At 65.5% G+C, this 20,073-nt stretch carries 12 protein-coding genes; 6 read left to right on the top strand and 6 right to left on the bottom strand.

Annotation, left to right across the window (positions count from 1 at the left end):
* Nucleotides 1-4 precede the first annotated feature (4 nt).
* Genes BM160_RS13000 through glnE form a run of 4 tightly spaced genes read right to left on the bottom strand, consistent with a single transcriptional unit; the run spans nt 5 to nt 6,458 of the window.
* Nucleotides 5-1,171, bottom strand: a complete 1,167-nt coding sequence (locus tag BM160_RS13000) for an efflux RND transporter periplasmic adaptor subunit (RefSeq protein WP_092006011.1) — start codon at nt 1,169-1,171, stop codon at nt 5-7.
* Between the two features lie 15 nt (nt 1,172-1,186).
* Nucleotides 1,187-2,704 carry an efflux transporter outer membrane subunit gene (locus BM160_RS13005; protein ID WP_092006015.1) on the bottom strand — a complete coding sequence of 506 codons (1,518 nt, stop codon included), beginning with the start codon at nt 2,702-2,704 and terminating at the stop codon, nt 1,187-1,189.
* Entirely contained in the window at nt 2,701-3,447 is a 747-nt protein-coding gene (locus BM160_RS13010) for a CerR family C-terminal domain-containing protein (RefSeq protein ID WP_092006018.1), read from the bottom strand. The genes BM160_RS13005 and BM160_RS13010 overlap by 4 nt, the downstream gene beginning before the upstream one ends.
* A 44-nt stretch (nt 3,448-3,491) precedes the next feature.
* The gene (gene glnE / locus BM160_RS13015; protein ID WP_092006021.1) at nt 3,492-6,458 is read right to left on the bottom strand and encodes a bifunctional [glutamate--ammonia ligase]-adenylyl-L-tyrosine phosphorylase/[glutamate--ammonia-ligase] adenylyltransferase; all 2,967 of its coding nucleotides are present in this window, start codon (nt 6,456-6,458) and stop codon (nt 3,492-3,494) included.
* A 139-nt stretch (nt 6,459-6,597) separates the two neighbouring features.
* On the opposite strand from glnE, the gene BM160_RS13020 reads away from it, so the two are divergent.
* Genes BM160_RS13020 through BM160_RS13035 form a run of 4 tightly spaced genes read left to right on the top strand, consistent with a single transcriptional unit; the run spans nt 6,598 to nt 14,228 of the window.
* Nucleotides 6,598-10,686, top strand: coding sequence for a YhdP family protein (locus BM160_RS13020; RefSeq protein WP_255368875.1), 4,089 nt, complete (start codon nt 6,598-6,600; stop codon nt 10,684-10,686).
* 2 nt (nt 10,687-10,688) lie between these two features.
* Nucleotides 10,689-11,495 carry a carbon-nitrogen hydrolase family protein gene (locus BM160_RS13025; protein WP_092006026.1) on the top strand — a complete coding sequence of 269 codons (807 nt, stop codon included), beginning with the start codon at nt 10,689-10,691 and terminating at the stop codon, nt 11,493-11,495.
* Nucleotides 11,496-11,506: 11 nt separating this feature from the next.
* Complete coding sequence (locus BM160_RS13030; RefSeq protein WP_092006211.1) at nt 11,507-13,591, top strand: two-component system sensor histidine kinase NtrB; 2,085 nt, start codon at nt 11,507-11,509, stop codon at nt 13,589-13,591.
* A 10-nt stretch (nt 13,592-13,601) separates the two neighbouring features.
* Nucleotides 13,602-14,228 carry a response regulator transcription factor gene (locus tag BM160_RS13035; protein ID WP_092006029.1) on the top strand — a complete coding sequence of 209 codons (627 nt, stop codon included), beginning with the start codon at nt 13,602-13,604 and terminating at the stop codon, nt 14,226-14,228.
* Nucleotides 14,229-14,248: 20 nt separating this feature from the next.
* Here BM160_RS13035 and BM160_RS22635 read toward each other — a convergent pair whose 3' ends face one another.
* The gene (locus tag BM160_RS22635; protein WP_177219013.1) at nt 14,249-14,389 is read right to left on the bottom strand and encodes a hypothetical protein; all 141 of its coding nucleotides are present in this window, start codon (nt 14,387-14,389) and stop codon (nt 14,249-14,251) included.
* On the opposite strand from BM160_RS22635, the gene BM160_RS13040 reads away from it, so the two are divergent.
* Nucleotides 14,388-15,548 carry a murein transglycosylase A gene (locus BM160_RS13040; protein WP_255368876.1) on the top strand — a complete coding sequence of 387 codons (1,161 nt, stop codon included), beginning with the start codon at nt 14,388-14,390 and terminating at the stop codon, nt 15,546-15,548. The genes BM160_RS22635 and BM160_RS13040 overlap by 2 nt on opposite strands.
* 136 nt (nt 15,549-15,684) lie before the next feature.
* Here BM160_RS13040 and BM160_RS13045 read toward each other — a convergent pair whose 3' ends face one another.
* Nucleotides 15,685-16,173: an Lrp/AsnC family transcriptional regulator gene (locus tag BM160_RS13045; RefSeq protein WP_092006035.1), complete on the bottom strand. Its 489-nt coding sequence runs from the start codon at nt 16,171-16,173 to the stop codon at nt 15,685-15,687.
* Nucleotides 16,174-16,358: 185 nt separating this feature from the next.
* On the opposite strand from BM160_RS13045, the gene BM160_RS13050 reads away from it, so the two are divergent.
* The gene (locus BM160_RS13050; RefSeq protein ID WP_092006038.1) at nt 16,359-19,979 is read left to right on the top strand and encodes an indolepyruvate ferredoxin oxidoreductase family protein; all 3,621 of its coding nucleotides are present in this window, start codon (nt 16,359-16,361) and stop codon (nt 19,977-19,979) included.
* Nucleotides 19,980-20,073 lie beyond the last annotated feature (94 nt).

Raw genomic sequence — 20,073 nt, forward strand, 5'->3', positions numbered from 1 at the left:
CTCCTTATTTGATAGCTTCTGCGGCAGTACTGTCGGGCGCTAGAGGCTTGTTTGATGCCAAATCATCGCTGACGCGCACCAGATCACCGTCATTCAGGAAACCGGCGCCGTTGATGATGATCCGGGCGTTGGCGTCCAGGCCGGCGCTGATTTCGACCCGGTCGCCGGCGAGCCGGCCGGTCTGTACCTTGAGCTGGCTGATGCGCTGGTCGGCGTTGAGCCGGAACACATAGTTGAAGCCGTCGCGTATCACCAGCGCGGTTTGCGGCACCGTCAGCGCGGGGGTGGCTCCCAGCTCAAACTCGCCTTTGGCAAACATGCCGGCCTTGGCCGGCGAGGTCATGGTGGCGGCCGCTGGCAAATCGACATAAACCAGACCGGTGCGGGTTTGCGGGTCCACGCTGGGCGCCACCATGCGGACCTTGCCCTTGAGTTGGGCGCCGCTGGCGGCGGTCACGCTGACCGGGGTGCCGGGCTGGAGCCGGCCCATTTCGGCCGAGGTGACTTCGGCGCGCCATTCCAGGCGCCCGCCGCGAATCAGGCGAAACAGCTCGGTGCCGGCCGGCAGCACCGCGCCCACGGTGGCGCTGCGCGCGGAAATCACGCCGCTGTCGGGTGCCAGCACCCGGGTTTGATGGCCGCGCAGCAGCTGCGCGTCCAGCACCGCCTTGGCGGCCTCGGCGCGAGCCTGGGCGGTCTGCTCGGCGGTGTTGTACTGGTTGATTTGCTGGGCGCTCAGGGCGCCAGAGCTATCCAGGGTGCGGGCGCGCGCGGCATTGTCGGCCGCTTCCAGGGCATTGGCCCGGGCTTCGAGCAGGCTGGCCCTGGCCTGGGCCACCTCGGCCTGCACGCTGTCGCCGGCAAACACCGCCAGCACCTGGCCGGCCTTGACCTGATCGCCGACGTTGACCAGCACCTGCAGCAGGCGCAGGCCATTGGCCTCGGAGCCAATGATGGCCTCCTGCCAGGCGCTGATGTTGCCATTGGCGCTGAGCTTGATGGGCAGGTCCAGGGGCTGGGGCAGCGCCGTGCTCACCGTCAGCGCCGGCCTGGCTGCCGGCACGCTGGCCTGGGCCGTCGATTTTGAGGAATAAATAGCCACAGCGCCCGCTGACAGGGCGACGATAGCTATCAAAATAATAGCTACTGATTTACGTTTCAAGAAGGTCATGGGAAAGCTCCGTGTTCAGAGAGGCGCCGGCGCGCTAGCGCGGGCACTGTCGGCGGCCAGGGGCGGCGGTGGCGGGCTGGCGGTGCTCCAGCCGCCGCCCAGCGCCCGGTACAGAGCCACCCAGGCGCTGCGGCGTTCGCGCTGCAGGCTGACAACGGCGCTTTGCGCCGCCAGCCAGCTGCGCCGGGTCTCCTCCAGTTCCACCAGGCTGGCCATGCCGCTCTGGTAGCGCGCCTGCGTCGCCTTGAAAGCGCTGGCGTAGCCGCTGGCGGCAATCTCGGCGTCATCCTTGCGGTCGGCGCTGCTTTGCAGGTGGATCAGCGCTTCTTCAACCTCTTTGACGGCTTGCCGCACGCTGCCGCGGTATTGGGCCGCGGCATTGTCGTAGCGCGCCCGGGCCGCCTCCACGTTGGCCGCGCTGGCGCCGCCGTCAAGCAGCGGCAGCGTCAGTTGCAAGGGCCCGACGGACCAGGTGTCATAGCGTAAGGATGCGCCGCGCGATACCGTTTGGGAGCGGGCAATGGCGCCGGTCAGGGTCAGGCGCGGGTAGCGGTGGGCCAGCGCGCTGCCGACCTCGGCATGCGCGGCATCGACCTCGCGGGCCGCATTGAAAATATCCGGCCGTTGCGCCAGCACCTGGGCCGGCACGCTGATCAGCGGCGCCATGGCCTCAGGCGCGGAGTCGTCGAGCGCCTGGGCCAGTTGCTGGCGCAAGTCGCTTTCGGCCAGGCCGGTCAGGGCCACCAGCGCCTTGACATCCAGGTCGCACAGCGCGCTTTGCTGGATGGCATTGCCATGGCCTTCGGCGGCACTGGCGCGCGCCAGGGCGGCGTTGGCCGGCGCCTGGAAGCCGGCCTTGACGCCCAGCGCCGTCAGGCGCGCGGTCTCGGCTCGCGAAGCGGCATCGGCGCGCGTCACGGCCAGCAGTTTCTCGCAGGCGCGCAGGCTGTAGTACTGGCTGGCCACTTCGGCAGCCACCGACACGCGCGCGGCATGCCACATCGCCTGGCTGCCCACCAGGCGCTGCTGGTCGGCATCGCGGCTGGCGCTGTGCTGGCCGAACAGGTCGATTTCCCAGCTTGCCTGCAGACCCAGCTGGGCGGTGGTGGCTAGCGGCGGTACCGCCCGGTTCACCGGCGCCGGCAGGCCGCGGGTCAGTGCGCCCGTGGCGTCCAGGCTGGGCCGCAAGGCCGCTCCCGAGGCGACTCTGGCCGCACGTGCCTGCTCGATGTTGGAGCGCGCCGAAACAATGGAGGGGCTGACGGCTTCGGCCGCCATGATCAGCTTGACCAGCAGCGCATCGTTTTGTTGCTGCCACCACTGCGACAGCTGGTTCAGGCTGCCCTGGTGCGGCAGCGTGGTGTCGCTGCCGGGCGGCAAGGGCGCCTGCCATTGCGCGGGAATCGCCAGCGTCAGGGGCGGTGCGGGCGGCTGCATGGCGCAGCCGGCCAGCCACAAGGCAGACAAAGGGGCAGACAAAGGCCAGCAGCGCAGCAGGCCGGACAGCCAGCGTCGGGAGGGGATTTTTTTCATGGCTTGCGCTCCTGGGGCGGTGAGTTCGCGGCGGGGCGGGCGGCGGGCTTGTTCCGGCGCAGGGCTTCGCTGGCGACCATGGCCTGCGCATAGTCGACCAGGCGGGCGGCCCAGCAATCTATGGCCTGCGGCGTGCCGAACAGCTCGGGCCGTATCAGCTCCACCACATCGCGGCTGATGAAGAGCTGGACCGCCAGCCCGGTGATGGAGAAGGCCAGCCGGTGCACATCGTCATCGGCCTGCTCCAGCGCCAGATGACGGCACAGCACGGCCACCAGCGCCGCGTGCGCGGGCTTGATGCCCTGGTCGACTTCCTCGGCCCAGAGGCCGGTGGGCTCCAGCATCTCGCGAAAGTGCAGCCGCGTGCACAGCTGCACCAGCTCGCCCTGGCGCATGGGTTCGAGAAAGCCGGCAAAAAAGCCTTGCAGCGACTGGCGCAGCGTGAAGCCGGGCTGGTCGTACAGCGCGATGTCGTCGCGCGCGCTGCCTATGGGCTCGCTGAACACCGCCCGGTACAGCCCGGCCTTGTCACCAAAGTAGTAGCTGATGGCGGCGACATTGGCGCCCGCAGCCTGCGCAATCTCGCGGATGGAGGTCTTGGCGAAGCCTTGTTCGGCGAACAGCCTGAGCGCCGTGTGCAGCAGCTGTGTGCGGGCGTGGGCGCCGTCGGAGCGCTGCCGGCGGCGCTCGCCCTCGGGCGTTGCGGGGGACAAGGGGCGAGTGGGCGGGCGGGCGGCAGGCATGTGCCGGATTAAAGCACATGAGTCAAACGAGTGATTTAATTAAATCACTCGTTTGACTTGAAGGTGGCGCCCCATAGCTGCTGGATTGCTTCGCGCTCGGCCTGCAAGGCTGGCGGCGTGACCTGGGTCGGCTCCTCGTTGAGGCGGGCGCGGTGCTGCACGCGCCGCAGCTCGCGGTAGGCGCTGGCGGCCTGCTGGCCCACGCCGGGCGGCAGCAGGCCGGCGCTTTCGGCACGCTGCAGCAGGGCGATATTGCCGACGTTGGCGACCAGTTCCGGATGCTGGGCGGCTTGCGAGAGCACCAGGAATTGCACCGCAAATTCGGCGTCCACCATGCCGCCGGGGCTGTGTTTGACATCGAATTTTTCGTCCCCGAATGCCGACGGGCCGCCCCTAGGCGGGAGAGCCCCCTCGGGGGGCAGCGCAGCGTGGGGTCGTTTTACCGTGCGCGCGCCGCTCACCTTCTCGCGCATGGCGACGATTTCCTGGCGCAGCGCCAGCGGGTCGCGCGGCGCCGTGATGACGGCCTGCCTGACCTGGTCAAAGCGCTGGCGCAGCGACTCGTCTCCCAGCACGAAGCGCGCGCGCGTCATGGCCTGGTGCTCCCAGGTCCAGGCGGTGTTGCTGCCGCGCTGCTGCTGGTAAGCGGCATAGGCTGCAAAGGACGTGACCAACAGACCGGAGTTGCCGTTGGGGCGCAGGGCGGTATCTATCTCGAACAGGTCGCCTTCGCCGGTCTTGACGGTCAGCCAGTTGATGAGCTTGCGCACAAAGGCGGCATAGACCTCGGGCGCGCGCTCGTCCTCGTCTTCATAGACAAACACGATATCCAGATCGCTGCCGTAGCCCAGTTCCTTGCCGCCCAGCTTGCCGTAGGCAATGATGGCGAACTGTGGCCCTTCGCTGTCGCTGCGGTGGCGGTTTTTCAGGTGGCTCCAGCACCATTCGGCGGTGATGGCCAGAATCGCTTCGGCCAGGGCGCTCAGATCGTCGGCCACCTGTTCCACCGTCAGCACGCCTTCCACGTCGCGGGCCAGGGTGCGAAACACTTCGACGTGGTGAGCGCGCCGCAGCAGGTTCAGGCAGCTTTCCTCGTCAGCCTCCCCGGTGCGCCTGAGCGCGACCAGGCGCTGCTGCAGGTCCCGGGTGAAGACCGCGCTGTCAAAGCGCTCGTGCAGCAATTCGTCGCTGGTCAGCTCGTCGATCACGCCCGGGTGCTGCAGCAGGTAGCGAGCCGGCCATTTGGCGGCGCCCAGCAACCGCAGCAGGCGCTCATGCACCGCCGGGCGCTCCAGCAGCAGCGCCAGATAGCTTTCCCGGCGCAATAGCGGCTCGACCCAGTCTATGAGCCTGAGCGCGGCCTCTTCGGAGACCGTGCCTTCCATCAGCCACTGTGCGGTGCGCTGCACCAGCCGGCTCAAGCGGGCGCGTGAGTCCTCGCGCAAGGCGAGCACGCGCGGATGCTGGCGCCACAGCGCCAGCCGGGTGCGAAACTGCTCAGGCCATTCGGCGGGCAACTGCTCGAGCAGGTCGTCCAGCTGCTGCGCAGTGCCGGCTGACTTGCCGCAACCCTTGCACTCGGGCTTGCCGCCCAGCAGGATGTCAAACTCGCCGGCGACCAGCTCGCGGTGGGCATCCAGGTCGCCGAGAAAGAGGCAGCAATTGCTATAGCCCATGGTCTGGGCAATCCAGTGCAGGTCGTCGTCGCGGGTCGGCAGCACATGGGTTTGCTGGTCGTCCAGGTACTGGATGCGGTGCTCCACCTTGCGTAAAAAATCATAGGCCCGCGCCAGCGCATCGGCGGTGTCTTGCGGCATCAGCCCGGCGCGAGCCAGGCGCTGCAGGGCGTCCAGTGTGGGGCGCGTGCGCAGCTCGGGAAACTGGCCGCCGCGCACCACCTGCAGCACTTGCACGGTGAACTCAATTTCACGTATGCCGCCGCGCGACATCTTCACGTCGTTGGCGCGCTCGGGGTGGCCGGCGCAGCGCTTGGCCGCGTGTTCGCGGATTTGCCGGTGCAGGATGCGCAGCGCATCAAAGACGTTGTAGTCCAGGTAGCGCCTGAACACAAAAGGCAGCACCGGGCCGCGCAAGGCTTGCGCTGCGCCGCTCTGTATGCATTGCAGCGGCGCCACGACCCGGCTTTTCAGCCAGGCAAAGCGCTCCCATTCGCGCCCCTGGGCCTGAAAATACTCTTCCAGTGCGCTGAGCGAAATGGCGGCCGGCCCCGAGTTGCCATTGGGCCGCAAGGCCAGATCGACCCGGAACACAAAGCCGTGTTCGGTGCTATCGCCGATCAGGCTGAAGACGGCTTTGACCTGGCGCGAGAAGTACTCGTGGTTGGAGATCTGGCCCCGGCCGTCGGCACGGCCAGCGGTTTCGCCGTCCTGGTCGTAGACGTAGATCAGGTCGATGTCGCTGGAGACATTGAGCTCGCGCGCACCCAGCTTGCCCATGCCCACCACCCACATGCGGGCGCGTTCGCCGCTGGCGGCCAGTGGTGCGCCGTGCAAAGTGTCGAGTTGGGCGCTGGAGTGCTGCATGGCGACATCCAGCGCCAGCTCAGCCAGCTCGGTCATGGCCCGGGTAACGACATGCAGTTCAACGCCGGTGCCAAGCTGGGGTGCTGGGGCGGCCAGTACGGGGCCGTCCCCGCATCCCCCAGCAGGGGCCGCGGAACCGGCTTCGCCGGGCCGCAGGCGCAGCGCCCCCTCGGGGGGCAGCGAAGCACACGCAGTGGCGAGCGTGGGGGCTCCAACTTCACAATCAAGTACCACCAGCCGCTCCAGCACCAGCTGACGCAGCACCCGCAGGGCGGCACCGGTTTCCAGGCCGCGCGTCAGCAGCGCGTCCAGCGTGTCCTGCATCATGGGTCGCAGCGGCGCCCCCTCGGGCTGCAAGGGCAATAGTTCGGCATAACGCCGGCGTATGCGCTGGACAAAGCGGGAATAAGCCGAGGCAGGGTCAAGGGGGGCGGGGGAGTTGGCGCAGACGGTTGAGGCGAGGGTCATCACACTACTTCACAAACTTCTGTGGTTCTGCATCGGGCGAACAGTGGCGCCGACGGTCATAATTCTCAGGTCAATGGAGCCAACGACCCCCACCCCGCTAGCCTTGCCGTCACTACGCCTGCGTGGGATCGCTGTGCTCATGCGTGTCCTGTTGTGGCTGGTCGTGTCGGCCTGGCTGCTCTTTGGTTTGAGCTGGGTCGTGCTGCATGGCTGGATTGTGCCGCGAATCGGGGAATTTCGTCCGCGCCTGGAGGCAGAGGCCAGCAAAGCCATGGGGGTGCCGGTTCGCATTGGGCAGATCAGCGCCCAATCGCGCGGCCTGATTCCTTCTTTTGAGTTGCGCGACGTGAGTCTGCTCGATGCGCAGGGGCGCGCGGCCGTGCATCTGCCGCGCCTGCTGGGCGCCCTGTCGCCCACCTCGCTGTGGGGCCTGGGTTTTGAGCAGCTGTATATCGACCAGCCCGAGCTGGACATACGGCGCGCCGCCGATGGAAAAATCTACGTCGGCGGTCTGGCGGTTTCGCCGGAACAGGAGGCCGGCCATAGCGCGCTGGCGGACTGGTTTTTTTCACAGACCGAATTTGTGCTGCGCGGCGGCACCGTGCGCTGGACCGACGAGCTGCGCCAGGCGCCCTCACTGGCCCTGACGCAGGTGGACGGCGTGGTGCGCAACGGCAGGCGCCGCCACCTGATGCGCCTGGATGCCACACCGCCGGCCGAATGGGGCGAGCGCTTCAGTCTCAGGGGGATGTTCCGGCAGTCATTGCTGTCGGGCAAGGCGGGCGACTTTTCCGCCTGGAGTGGCCAGCTGTATGGCGAGTTCGGCCGTGTCGACGCGTCCCGCATCAAGCAATACCTCAGCCTGGACTCGCTGGGCGTGGAGCTGAACCGGGGCCATGGGGCGCTGCGCGCCTGGGTCGATGTCAGCCAGGGCAAGTTCAGCGGTGGGGTGGCCGATGTGGCGCTGCAGGACGTGGACGCCAAGCTGGGCGCCAAGCTGCAGCCGCTGGGCTTCGAATCCATCGCCGGCCGCATAGGCGGTGAGCAGCATGCCAAGGGCTTTGACTTCAGCACCGAGGGTCTGCGCTTTCGCAGCCGCGATGGCCTGCAGTGGCCGGGCGGCAATTTGGCGCTGGTGCACAGCAATGCGCAGGCGGGCAGCCCCCAGCACAGCACCCTCAAGGCCGACAAGCTGGATCTGGCGGCGCTGGCCCAGATTGCCAACCGCCTGCCACTGGATCAGGCCACCCATGCGCTGATCGGCAATTTTGCCCCTGAGGGAGTGGTGCAAACCGTGGATGCCCGCTGGCAGGGGCCGCTGGAAGCGCCCAGCAGTTTTGCGGCCAAGGGCCGGGTGCTGGGCCTGAGTGTGGCGGCGCAGGCCGACGGCGCAACGCCGGCCACACCCGGTCGGCCGGGCATCAGCGGTGCGGATATTGATTTCGATCTGACGCAGGAGGGCGGTCAGGCCAAGGTAAAAATTCGCCAGGGCGCGCTTGAGCTACCCGGTATCTTTGAAGAGCCGCGGGTGCCGCTGGACCAGTTGTCGACGGATGCGCAATGGAAATTCACAGGCTCGAAAATTGAAATGCAGTTGCGCAATCTGCAGTTTGCCAATGCCGATGCGCAGGGCGAAGCGCAGGTCCGCTGGCGCACCGACGACGCGGCGGCTGCGGTCGGCGCTGCGGTCGATCATCGCTTTCCCGGCGTGCTGGATCTGCAGGGCAGCTTGAGCCGGGGCGATGGCAGCCGGGTGCACCGCTACTTGCCGCTGGTGCTGGCGCCGGAGGTGCGCCACTATGTCCGCGACGCGGTGCTCAAGGGCCAGGTCAGCGACGTGAAATTCAAGGTCAAGGGGGCCGTCAACCACCTGCCTTTTAGCAATCCGGCGCAGGGCGACTTTCGGGTCTCCGTCAAGGTGAAAAACGGCCAGTTCGCCTATGTGCCGAAAAGCCTGCAACCGGCGGGTTCCGCACCCTGGCCGGCCCTGACCGGGCTCGATGGTGAGCTGGTGTTCAATCGGGCGGCGCTGGAGGTCAATGGCGCCACCGGCAAGGTGGTCGGTTTGCCCGGTCTGCAACTGGTCAAGGGCAGTGCCCGCATTCCCGATCTGACCCATGAGGCCACCGTCGAGGTCGCGCTGGATATCAAAGGGGCGGTGGCCGACGCCGTGGGCTTTGTCAACACCTCGCCGGTGGGCGAGATGACGGATCAGGTGCTGGCCAAGGCCGTGGCCAGCGGCACGGGCGACTACCGTTTTCGCCTGAACCTGCCGATTCATGCGATTGAAAAATCCCGGGTCGAGGGCACGATTTCCCTGCCCGGCAACGATGTGCGCTTCAGCCCTGACACCCCGCAATTGCGCAAACTCAAGGGGCTGGTCACGCTGAACGAGCGGGGCTTTTCGGTCACCGGCGCCCAGGCGCAGCTGCTGGGCGGCGACCTCCGTTTTGACGGCGGCACGCGCGCGCTGGCCCGTGCGGCGGGTGCGCCGGAGCCAGACAACGGCGTGGCTTTCAAGGCGCAGGGCACGCTCACGGCGGAAGGCCTGCGCCAGGCCGCTGAGTTGGGCGCGGTTTCCCGCCTGGCCCAGCATGCCAGTGGCAGCACGGCTTACACGGCTTCGCTGGGTTTTAGGCGCGGGGTTCCCGAGCTCCTGGTCAGCAGCAGCCTGCAGGGCCTGGCGCTGAATTTGCCGGCACCGCTGGGCAAAACCGCGGAGTCCGCCTTGCCGCTGCGCCTGGAGAATGCCTTGCTGCGGGATGCCATGGGTGCGGGACAAAAACTGCAGGATCAGCTGTCGCTGAGCATAGGCCGTGTGGCGTCCGTCAACTATGTGCGCGATCTCAGTGGCGAGCAGCCGCGTGTGATCCGGGGCGCTATTGCCGTGGGCCTGGAGGCCGATGAAACCGTGCCCTTGCAGGAGACGGTCGTGGCGGCCAACATCAATCTGGCCCGGGTGGATCTGGATGCCTGGGAGAAAATTCTGGCCCCGGCAGCTGGCGCCAGTGCCGTGCCCGGGCCGCCTGCGGCGGCGCTCATGACTTATCTGCCCTCGGTGATTGCCCTGCGCGCCAAGGAGTTGCTGGTGCAAGGCCACAGGCTGAACAATGTGGTGGTGGGTGGTTCGCGCGAGGGCATGAACTGGCGCGCCAATATCGATGCCGCCGAACTCAGTGGCTATGTCGAATATCGCCAGTCTGGCGGTACCGGTGCCGCTCGCGTCTACGCGCGGCTCTCGCGCTTGAATCTGGCGCCCGGCACGGCCAGCGACGTGGAGGCCATTTTGAATGAGCAACCCGCCAGCATTCCAGCCCTGGACATCGTGGTGGAGGCGCTGGAGTTGCGCGGCAAGAAGCTGGGGCGGGTTGAAATCGAGGCGGTTAACCGGGCGGTCTCGGTGGCGGCCGAGGGCGGCGCTCGCGAGTGGCGCTTGAACAAGCTCAATGTGATCCTGCCCGAAGCCGTGTTGACGGCGACCGGCAACTGGGTAGCGGTGAATGCGCAGGCAGTGGCCGCGACGGGCGGCTCACGTGCCGCACGGGCCAGCGCCGAGCGTCGCCGCACCGTGATGAATTTCAGGCTGGACATCGCCGATTCGGGTGAATTGCTCAAGCGTTTTGGCATGGGCGAGTTGATCCGTCGCGGCAAGGGCAAGCTCGAAGGCCAGGTGGGCTGGATCGGTTCGCCGCTGAGCCTGGACTACCCGACCCTGAGCGGTCAGTTCAACGTCAACGTCGAGTCCGGTCAGTTCGTCAAGGCCGATCCGGGGATTGCCAAACTGCTGGGGGTGCTGAGCCTGCAGTCGCTGCCCCGGCGGCTGACGCTGGATTTTCGCGATGTCTTTTCCGAGGGCTTTGCTTTTGATTTCGTGCGCGGCGATGTCACCATCAACCAGGGGGTGGCGCGCACCAACAACTTGCAGATGAGCGGTGTCAATGCCGCGGTGCTGATGGACGGCAGCGCCGACATTGCCCGTGAAACGCAAAACATCAAGGTGGTGGTGATACCCGAGATCAATGCCGGTACGGCCTCGCTGATTGCCACGGTGATCAATCCCGCCATAGGCCTGGGCAGTTTTCTGGCGCAGATGTTTTTGCGCCGGCCCCTGATGGAAGCGGCGACGCAGGAATTCCATATTGACGGAACCTGGGCCGACCCCAAAATCACCAAGATAGATCGCAAGGCCCAGGCCAAGACCGGCAGCACTGCCACGGAGACGCGTTAAGCATGAAAATAGCCGCTATACAAATGGTTTCAGGCACCAGCCTGCCCGCCAATCTGGCGGCCGCCAGACTGCTGCTGGCGCAGGCCGCGGCACAGGGCGCCGAGCTGGTGCTGCTGCCCGAGTACTTTTGCATCATGGGCCTGAAGGACACGGACAAGCTCAAGCTCCAGGAAACCCCGGGCCAGGGGCCGGTGCAGGATTTTTTGAGCCAGTCGGCGCGCCAGCTGGGCTTGTGGCTTGTCGGCGGCACGCTGCCCATGGCTACCGAAGGCGCTGAGCGTGCGCGCAACGCGTCGCTGGCTTATGCGCCCTCTGGCCAATGCGTGGCGCGCTACGACAAAATTCATTTGTTCCGCTTTGCGCAGGGCCAGGAAGACTATGACGAAACCCGTGTGCTGGAGGCGGGCACGCAGCCGGTCCGGTTCGAGCTGGCCTCGCGCGACGGCCATGTCTACACCATAGGCATGAGCATCTGCTACGACCTGCGGTTTCCCGAGCTCTACCGCGCCTTGCAGGCCGATCTGCTGCTGGTGCCCAGTGCCTTTACCTACACCACCGGCCAGGCGCATTGGGAGCTGTTGCTGCGTGCCCGTGCGATTGAGAACCAGGCTTATGTGCTGGCCGCCGCGCAAGGCGGCAGGCATGAAAACGGACGCCGTACCTGGGGCCACAGCATGCTGGTCGATCCCTGGGGCCAGCTGCTGGCGCAGCAGGCCGAGGATGCCGGCGTGGTGATGGGTGAAGTCGTGGCGGCCAGGCTGCAGGAGGTGCGCGATCGTCTACCGGCCTTGCGCCATCGCGTGCTGTGAGGGAACTGAAGGTGAAGTTTCCTCGGGTGAGCAACATCATCAACTGGGCCGGCCGGCGCGGCTCGCTTTGGGTGCTGCTGATGGTGCTGGTGCTGACCTTGCTGGGCATTCTGGTCTGGCTGGCCGGGCGCTATGAGTCCAGCCTGGTGCAAGGCCGGCTCGAGCGCAACGCCGCAGAGACCGTGACCGACATACGCTCCGGGCTGGCCCGCAATCTCCATACTTTTCAGGCGTTGCAGTTCAGCGAGCGCCGACCCGAGAGCTGGCAACAGCCGGCTGCCGAGGTGTTGCGTGGGCACCGCGAGATCATGCGGCTCGAATGGCGTTCCGAGACGCTGGAGCTGCTGAGTTTTGTCGATACCCCCTTTCGCACTTCGGTGTTTGAACGGCTGGGGCGGGATAACCTGCTGTCCGACGTGAACCTGACCTGCACCACCGCCCGCCGCCTGAACGGGGCGGCCTATTCCATCAGCTACTTCCTGCCACAGCCCGACGGTCTGGGCATGGAGGTTTTTGACATGTGCATGCCGATTGTGCTGGCGGGCCAGCTGACCGGCTACACGGTGGCCACCTATTCCCTGCAGGACATCCTGGGCGAGTTGGTGGGCCCACAACTGGCGCGCGGCGTCGCCCTGTCCTTCACCGAAGCGGACGGCACACGCCTGGCGCTGCACGGCGCGCCCTCGCGCGGCAACCGGGTCTATGTGGCGCAGCAATTGCTGGATCTGCCCGGTGCCACGCTGGTGCTCAGGATGGAAAGCCGTCTTGGCACCCCGGCCCTGTTCCCCAACTTCCTGACGGCGCTGGTCATGGCCATGGCGCTGGCCTTGCTGGCGGTGCTGTTCCTGCTGGCTCGCGACATGCGGCGGCGCCTGAAAGTGGAGCACGATCTGGGCGAAGCCCTGGCCTTTCGCAAGGCCATGGAAAATTCGGTGCTGACGGGTTTGCGTGCGCGCGATCTGAAGGGGCGCATCACCTATGTCAATCCGGCATTTTGCAAGATGGTGGGCGTGGAGGCCGGCGAGCTGCTCAACCAGAGCTTTCCGTCTCCTTATTGGCCGCCGGAGCTGGCGGGCATCTACCAGGAGCGCCAGGAAATCCGGCTGGCGGGCAACAGCCTGCCGCGCGAGGGCCATGAGTCGGTGTTCATGCGGCGCGATGGCACGCGGTTTCCGGTGCTCATCATGGAGGCGCCGCTGATCAACGCCGTGGGCAAGCATACCGGCTGGGTCAGCGCCATTCTCGATGTCAGTGAGCAACGCCGCATCGAAGAGCTGTCGCGGGCCAGCCAGGATCGCCTGCAGGCCACGGCCAGGCTGGCCATGGTCGGTGAAATGGCGTCCCTGCTCAGCCATGAGCTGAACCAGCCGCTGGCCGCGATTTCCAGCTATGCCACCGGCTCGCTCAATCTGCTGCGGGGTGAAATGGCGGCCCCTGGCCGGCCGGCCGAAGATCTGGCACCGCCCCTGTTTGACGATTTGCAACTGGCCATGGGCCGCATCGCCGAGCAGGCCGAGCGCGCCGGCAAGGTCATCAAAAGCGTGCATGATTTCGTGCGCCGACGTGAACGGGTGCGCGAGGCGGTGGCGCCGCGCTCCTTGCTCGATGCCGTCATGCCGCTGGTGATTCTGCAGTCCCGCAAGCTGGGGGTGCGGGTAGTGATAGAGCTGGCTCCCGACTGCCCGGCGGTGCTGTGTGACCGCACCATGGTCGAGCAGGTGCTGCTCAATCTCTCGCGCAATGGCATGCAGGCGATGCAGGGCGTGGACGACCTGCCGAGCGCCGGTCTGCGCGGCAAGGTGCTGACGCTGCGCATACGTCCGGCGGCCGGCCATGCGTCAAGCCGCTGGATCGAATTTGCGGTGATTGACTGTGGTGAAGGCATTTCGGAAAAAGTGGCCGAGCAGCTGTTCACGCCCTTTTTCACCACCAAGGAAGAGGGCATGGGCCTGGGCCTGAGCTTGTGCCGCACCGTGATCGAGCAGCATGGTGGTTTTCTCGCTTATGCCGCCGCCCCGCCCCGGGGTACGATTTTCAGTTTTACCTTGCCAGCGGCTGGCGCGCCTGATGCCACTGCCGCGCCACAGAACTTTTAGGACATTTGTTATGGAACCGATTCAGCATGCCACGGTGTATATCGTCGACGACGATGCCAGCGTGCGCGATGCGCTGGCCTGGCTGCTGCGCACGCGGCGTCTGCTCAGCGAGAGCTTTGACAGTGCCGAGGCCTTTGATGCCCGGGTATCCCAGGGCTTTGAAGTTCAGTCGCCGTCCTGCGTGCTGCTGGACGTGCGCATGGCGGGCCTGAGCGGCCTGGCCATGTTTGAAAAACTGATTGCTTACGGCTTGCTGCCCACCCTGCCGGTGATTTTCCTGACCGGCCATGCCGACGTGCCCACCGCCGTGGACAGCGTCAAGCGGGGGGCGTTTGATTTTTTTGAAAAACCTTTTTCCGACAATGCCCTGGTGGACCGGATAGAGCAGGCGCTCAAGCATTCCGCCGCGGCCCTGGCCCTGCGCAGCCAGACCATCAGCTTGCGCGCCCAGCTCGATGGCCTGACCGAGCGCGAGAGCGATGTGATGCGGCTGGTGGTGGGCGGCCTGCCTAACAAGCTGGTGGCCGATCAGCTCGACATCAGCGTGCGCACGGTAGAGGTTCACCGGGCCAGGGTTTTTGACAAAATGGGGGTCAAGTCGGCGGTGGAATTGGCGAATTTGCTACGAAATTTGTAGCGATTAAGTGCTGGTAAGGACTATTTACGGTCCGGTCCGGATTCCGCATCCGGTGCTTCTTCCTTGATCTCGCCATTTTTTCGGCCCGAAAACATCGTCCACCACACAATGAACACCATCAGCAGCAAGGCCCCGAGGGCTTCGAGTAAAAGTAGGGTCATGACATTTCCTTGGAATACAAATGGGGTCTCGGTGCGATTGCTGCCAATTATCGCCATGGTTGCACTGCTGGCGTCCTGCGCCAGCACGCCGCTGCCGCCGTCCCAGCCGGTGCCTGAGCCTGTGGCCGCCAGCCGCCCCGCAGACAGCGGGGCGCTGCCGGCGCCCAAGGTGCAGGGAAAAAGCCGCTGGGTGGCGGTGTACTGGAACGAGTTGCCGGGCTTTGCCGACGATGCGCTGTTTGAGGCCTGGAACGCCTGGATCAAGAGCTGCGAGCGCCCGGGCCCGGTGTTTGCGCCGCTGTGCAGCGAGGTCAGGCGCCTGAGTATTGCCACCGTCGACGAGCAGCGCGCCTGGATGGTGGCCAGGCTGCAGCCCTACCGCGTCGAGAGCCTGCAGGGTGAGGCGCAAGGCTTGCTGACCAGCTATTACGAACCGGTGCTCAAGGCGAGCCGGCAGACTGGCGCGGGTTATGCCGTGCCTCTTTATCGCGCACCGGCCACGCTGGGCAGCCGCAAGCCCTGGTTCTCGCGCCAGGAAATCGACACCTTGCCCGAGGCCAGGGCGGCCCTGCAGGGGCGGGAAATCGCCTGGCTGGCCGACCCCATCGATGCGCTGATGCTGCACATCCAGGGCTCGGGCCGGCTCAGCATCAGCGAGCCCGACGGCGCGCAGCGCACGGTGCGCGTCGCCTTTGCCGGCTCCAACGATCAGCCTTACCGCAGCGTGAACCAGTGGCTGCTGTCGCAGGGCGTGAGCAAAATCAATCCCTGGCCGGATGCCACCAAGGCCTGGGTGCAACAAAACCCGGAGCGCGTGCAGCAGCTGCTGTGGAGCAATCCGCGCTACATCTTTTTCCGCGAGGAGGCGCTCAGCGAATTTGACGCCGCCTTTGGCCCCAAGGGCGCGCAGGGCGTGGCGCTGACGCCGGGCCGCTCCATCGCGGTCGATCCGGCCAGCATTCCCTACGGCACGCCGGTCTGGCTGGCCTCGCAAGGCGGCGCCGCCAGTCTGCAAAAACTGGTGCTGGCGCAAGACACCGGCAGCGCCATTGTTGGCGCCGTGCGGGCGGACTACTTTGCCGGCACCGGGGCCGAGGCCGGTGTGCTGGCGGCGCGCGTCAACCAGCCACTGCGGCTCTGGGTCTTGTGGCCCAAATAGGCCCTGGCCCAGTCAGACTGATGGCATGACACGGGCAAGTGTCACGCCATCAGGGTTGTTACTTACTATCAAATAAATAGCTGGTTGTGCCCGTTGCTATTGGGCTAGGGCCTCATTTCCCTTAAATACTCAGGCTTCACCCGGCTTCACCCGGCTTCAGGTGGTTCAGCGGCAGCGCGCTGCTGACCTTCACTTCGCCCAGCGAAAAGCTGGTGTGCAAATCCTTCACGTTGGGCAGGTTGATCAGCACGTCGCGCGCGAACTGGCTGAAGCTGTTGAGGTCGCGGCTGACCGCCTGCAGCTCAAAGGTCCCGGTGCCGCTGATGTAGTGGCAGCTCACGACTTCGGGGAGCTCCCGTATCGCTTCTTCGAGGGCCTTCAGCAGTTTGCCGCTGTTCTGGGCGGCGTCCAGTCGCACAAAGGCCAGCACGCCCAGGCCGATCTTGTGACGGTTGATTTCGGCGTGGTAGCCGGTGATGAAACCGGCTTCTTCCAGCGCCCGCACGCGCCGCCAACAAGGCGCGGCCGACAGGCCCACGCGTGAGGCCAGCTCGGTGTTGGTCAAGCGCGCCTCTTGCTGCAAGTGATTCAGGATGGCAATGTCAAACTTGTCTAATGTTTCCATAAATCCTATTTTGCAGCAAGAATCTTTCTCTGTCGGTCTTGAATGGGGCAAAAAAAGCAAAGACATATCAGAGGCTCAGGCATACACTTTGCCTGCAGTTGGTGGCCCGACCCTAGGCGGGTTTTGCTGTCCCTGCGCCACTCGCCCACAAGACGGGTATTACAACAATCTGGAGACCGACAACCATGAACGCACCCTTGCCCGAGCACATCCGAAAAGCGCTGGAAACCGTCACGCTGGATGACAAATATGCCCTTGACCACGGCCGTGCTTTCATGAGCGGTGTGCAGGCGCTGGTGCGTCTGCCCATGCTGCAGCGCACGCGCGACGCCATCGCCGGCCTGAACACCGCCGGCTTCATCAGTGGTTACCGCGGCTCGCCGCTGGGCGGCTATGACCAGGCGCTGACGGCGGCCAAGAAACATCTGGCGGCGCAAAACATCGTCTTTCAGCCAGGCGTCAACGAGGAGCTGGGCGCCACCGCCGTCTGGGGCAGCCAGCAGCTCGATTTGTACCCGCAAAGCAATAAGTTCGATGGCGTGTTCGGTATCTGGTATGGCAAGGGCCCGGGTGTGGATCGCTGCTCCGACGTCTTCAAGCATGCCAACATGGCAGGCACCGCCAAGCATGGCGGCGTGATCGCCATTGCCGGCGACGACCACATCAGCAAGAGCAGCACCGCTCCGCACCAGAGCGACCATATTTTCAAGGCTTGCGGCCTGCCGGTGTTCTTCCCGTCCAGCGTGCAGGAAATTCTCGACATGGGCTTGCACGCCTTCGCCATGAGCCGCTTTTCGGGCGTCTGGTCGGGCATGAAAACGATTCAGGAAGTGGTGGAGTCGTCCAGCTCCGTCTCGGTCGATCCGGATCGCGTGAAGATCATCATTCCTGAAGATTTTCAGATGCCGCCGGGCGGCCTGCATATCCGCTGGCCCGATGCGCCGCTGGAGCAGGAAGCGCGCCTGATGGACTACAAGTGGTATGCCGCGCTGGCCTATATCCGGGCCAACAAGCTTAATTACAACGTGATTGAAGGCCCGAAAGATCGCTTCGGCATCATTGCCAGCGGCAAGGCCTTCAACGACACGCGCCAGGCGCTGACCGATCTGGGGCTGGACGAGGACACTTGCCATCAGTTGGGCATACGCCTGCACAAGGTCAATGTGGTGTGGCCGCTGGAAGCCAGCATCACGCGCGACTTTGCCCTGGGCCTGCAGGAAATCCTGGTGGTCGAGGAAAAACGCCAGGTCATCGAATACCAGCTCAAGGAAGAGCTTTACAACTGGCGCGCCGATGTGCGTCCCAATGTGCTGGGCAAGTTTGACGAGCCCGAGGGCGATGCCTCGGGCGGCGAATGGGGCCGCTCCAACCCCAGCGATAACTGGCTGCTGCGCGCCAAGGCCGACCTGACGCCGGCCATCATCGCCAAGGCCATCGCCAAGCGCCTGACCAAGTTGGGCGTGCCCGCCGACATCATCGCGCGCATGGACACGCGGCTGGCGATCATTGAGGCGCGCGAGCGCGCCATGGCGGCCATCGAGCTTGACACCGGGGAGCGCGCTCCCTGGTTTTGCAGCGGCTGCCCGCACAACACCAGCACCCGCGTGCCCGAAGGCTCGCGCGCCGTGGCCGGCATAGGTTGCCACTACATGGCAACCTGGATGGACCGCAGCACCTCTACCTTCACCCAGATGGGCGGCGAGGGCGTGCCCTGGGTCGGCCAGGCCGCTTTTACCAATGACCAGCACATCTTCGCCAATCTGGGCGACGGCACTTACTTTCATAGCGGCCTGCTGGCGATTCGCCAGAGCATTGCCGCCGGCGTCAACATCACCTACAAGATTCTCTACAACGACGCGGTCGCCATGACCGGCGGCCAGCAGGTCGGCGAGCGGCCTGAGGGCCACTCGGTGCCGCAGATCGCCAACAGCCTGCACGCCGAGGGCGTGGTCAAAATGGTGGTGGTGACGGATGAACCAGAGAAATACCGGGCCGGCGCCGCGCCAGCGCCGGCCCGGGCGGGCGCCACCGTTCACCCCGAGCTGGTGATGGGCTTGCCGCCAGGCGTCAGCGTCTATCACCGCGACGAGCTCGATCGCCTACAGCGCGAGTTCCGGGAACTCAAGGGCACCAGCATCATCATTTACGACCAGACTTGCGCCACCGAAAAGCGCCGTCGCCGCAAGCGCGGCACCATGGTCGACCCGGCCAAGCGCGTGGTCATCAATGAGCTGGTGTGCGAGGGCTGCGGCGACTGTTCGGTGCAGTCCAACTGCCTGTCGGTGGAGCCGCTGGAAACCGAGTTTGGCCGCAAACGCCAGATCAACCAGAACAGCTGCAACAAGGACTACTCCTGCGTCAAGGGCTTTTGCCCGAGCTTTGTCACGGTCGAGGGTGGCCAGCTCAAGAAGCCCAAAAAGGAGAAAAAGGGCGGCCTGGGCGCTTTGCCCCCGATTCCCGAGCCGGTGCTGCCGGTCGCTGAAAGTGCCTGGGGCATCGTGGTCGGCGGCGTGGGCGGAACCGGCGTCATCACCATAGGCCAGTTGCTGGGCATGGCCGCCCATCTTGAGGGCAAGGGCGTGGTGACGCAGGATGCCGGCGGTCTGGCGCAAAAAGGCGGTGCCACCTGGAGCCATATCCAGATTGCCAACCGGCCCGAGGCGATTTACACCACCAAGGTGGATACCGCCAAGGCGGATCTGGTCATTGGCTGCGACCCTATCGTGACGGCCAGCCCTTACACGCTGGCCACCATGCAGCCGGGCCGCACCTTTGTGGCGATGAATTCGCATGGGGCGCCAACGGCAGCGTTCGTCACCAACCCCGGCTGGCAGTTTCCGGGTGGCAACTGCGAAAGCGCCGTGCGCTCGGCGGTGGGCGCCGGGGGCATGGCGAGTTTTGACGCCGAGCAGGTGGCGGTGCAGCTGATTGGCGATTCGATTTACACCAACCCGCTGATGCTGGGCTTTGCCTGGCAAAAAGGCCGGGTGCCGCTGTCGCATGCGGCGCTCATACGCGCCATCGAGCTCAACGGCGTGCAGGTTGAGAACAACAAGGCGGCGTTTGAATGGGGTCGTCGCTGCGCTCACGACCTGATCGCGGTGCAGGCGCTGTTCAAGGCAGCGCAGGTGATCGAGTTCGTCAAGCGGCCGGCGCTGACGGACATGCTGGCCAAGCGGGTGGATTTCCTGACGGCCTACCAGAACGCGGCCTATGCGCAGACTTATCAGGCGTTTGTGGAGAAGGTGCGCGCGGCGGAAGCGCCACTGGGCAAGAGCGCGCTGACCGAGGCCGTCACCCGCTATCTCTTCAAGCTCATGGCCTACAAGGACGAGTACGAAGTGGCGCGGCTGCACACGGATAGCGGCTTTTTGAACAAGGTCAACACCATGTTTGAGGGCGACTTCAAGCTCAATTACCACTTGGCGCCGCCGCTGATCGCCGCCAAAAACGACAAGGGTGAATTGCAGAAGAAGCAGTTTGGCCCCTGGATGCTGACGGCTTTCAGGCTGCTGACCCGCCTCAAGGGCTTGCGCGGCACGCCGCTGGACGTGTTTGGCCGCACCGAGGAGCGCCAGATGGAGCGCGCGCTGATCGCCGAATACAAAGCCAGCCTGGAGGAGGTGCTGGCCGGTCTGAGCGCCGAGAACCATGCCACCGCCGTTGAAATCGCCCGGATTCCCGAGCTGATCAAAGGCTATGGCCATGTCAAGGCGCGCCATCTGGAGACGGCCCGGCCGCAGTGGGCGGCGCTGATGCAGTCCTTTCGCCAGCCTGCAGCGCTTTCCCGGCAGCAAGCCGCATAAGCCCTGAAAGCTGCAGGGGCTTGCTGGGGCACCGTGGCGCAAGCCGCTATGGTGTCCGCGGACGCACGGCAAGTTGGCCGGTGCTCGCCCGGCT

The organism is Polaromonas sp. OV174, from assembly GCF_900112285.1.
Taxonomy (GTDB): Bacteria; Pseudomonadota; Gammaproteobacteria; order Burkholderiales; family Burkholderiaceae_C; genus Polaromonas.

Bases quoted from the DNA above. Each gene is read 5' to 3' on its own strand.
- BM160_RS13040 (WP_255368876.1), top strand. From the start codon at position 14,388: ATGACATTTCCTTGGAATACAAATGGGGTCTCGGTGCGATTGCTGCCA.
- BM160_RS13035 (WP_092006029.1), top strand. From the start codon at position 13,602: ATGGAACCGATTCAGCATGCCACGGTGTATATCGTCGACGACGATGCC.
- BM160_RS13045 (WP_092006035.1), bottom strand. From the start codon at position 16,173: ATGGAAACATTAGACAAGTTTGACATTGCCATCCTGAATCACTTGCAG.
- BM160_RS13005 (WP_092006015.1), bottom strand. From the start codon at position 2,704: ATGAAAAAAATCCCCTCCCGACGCTGGCTGTCCGGCCTGCTGCGCTGC.
- BM160_RS13020 (WP_255368875.1), top strand. From the start codon at position 6,598: ATGCGTGTCCTGTTGTGGCTGGTCGTGTCGGCCTGGCTGCTCTTTGGT.
- glnE (WP_092006021.1), bottom strand. From the start codon at position 6,458: ATGACCCTCGCCTCAACCGTCTGCGCCAACTCCCCCGCCCCCCTTGAC.
- BM160_RS13025 (WP_092006026.1), top strand. From the start codon at position 10,689: ATGAAAATAGCCGCTATACAAATGGTTTCAGGCACCAGCCTGCCCGCC.
- BM160_RS13010 (WP_092006018.1), bottom strand. From the start codon at position 3,447: ATGCCTGCCGCCCGCCCGCCCACTCGCCCCTTGTCCCCCGCAACGCCC.
- BM160_RS22635 (WP_177219013.1), bottom strand. From the start codon at position 14,389: ATGACCCTACTTTTACTCGAAGCCCTCGGGGCCTTGCTGCTGATGGTG.
- BM160_RS13000 (WP_092006011.1), bottom strand. From the start codon at position 1,171: ATGACCTTCTTGAAACGTAAATCAGTAGCTATTATTTTGATAGCTATC.
- BM160_RS13050 (WP_092006038.1), top strand. From the start codon at position 16,359: ATGAACGCACCCTTGCCCGAGCACATCCGAAAAGCGCTGGAAACCGTC.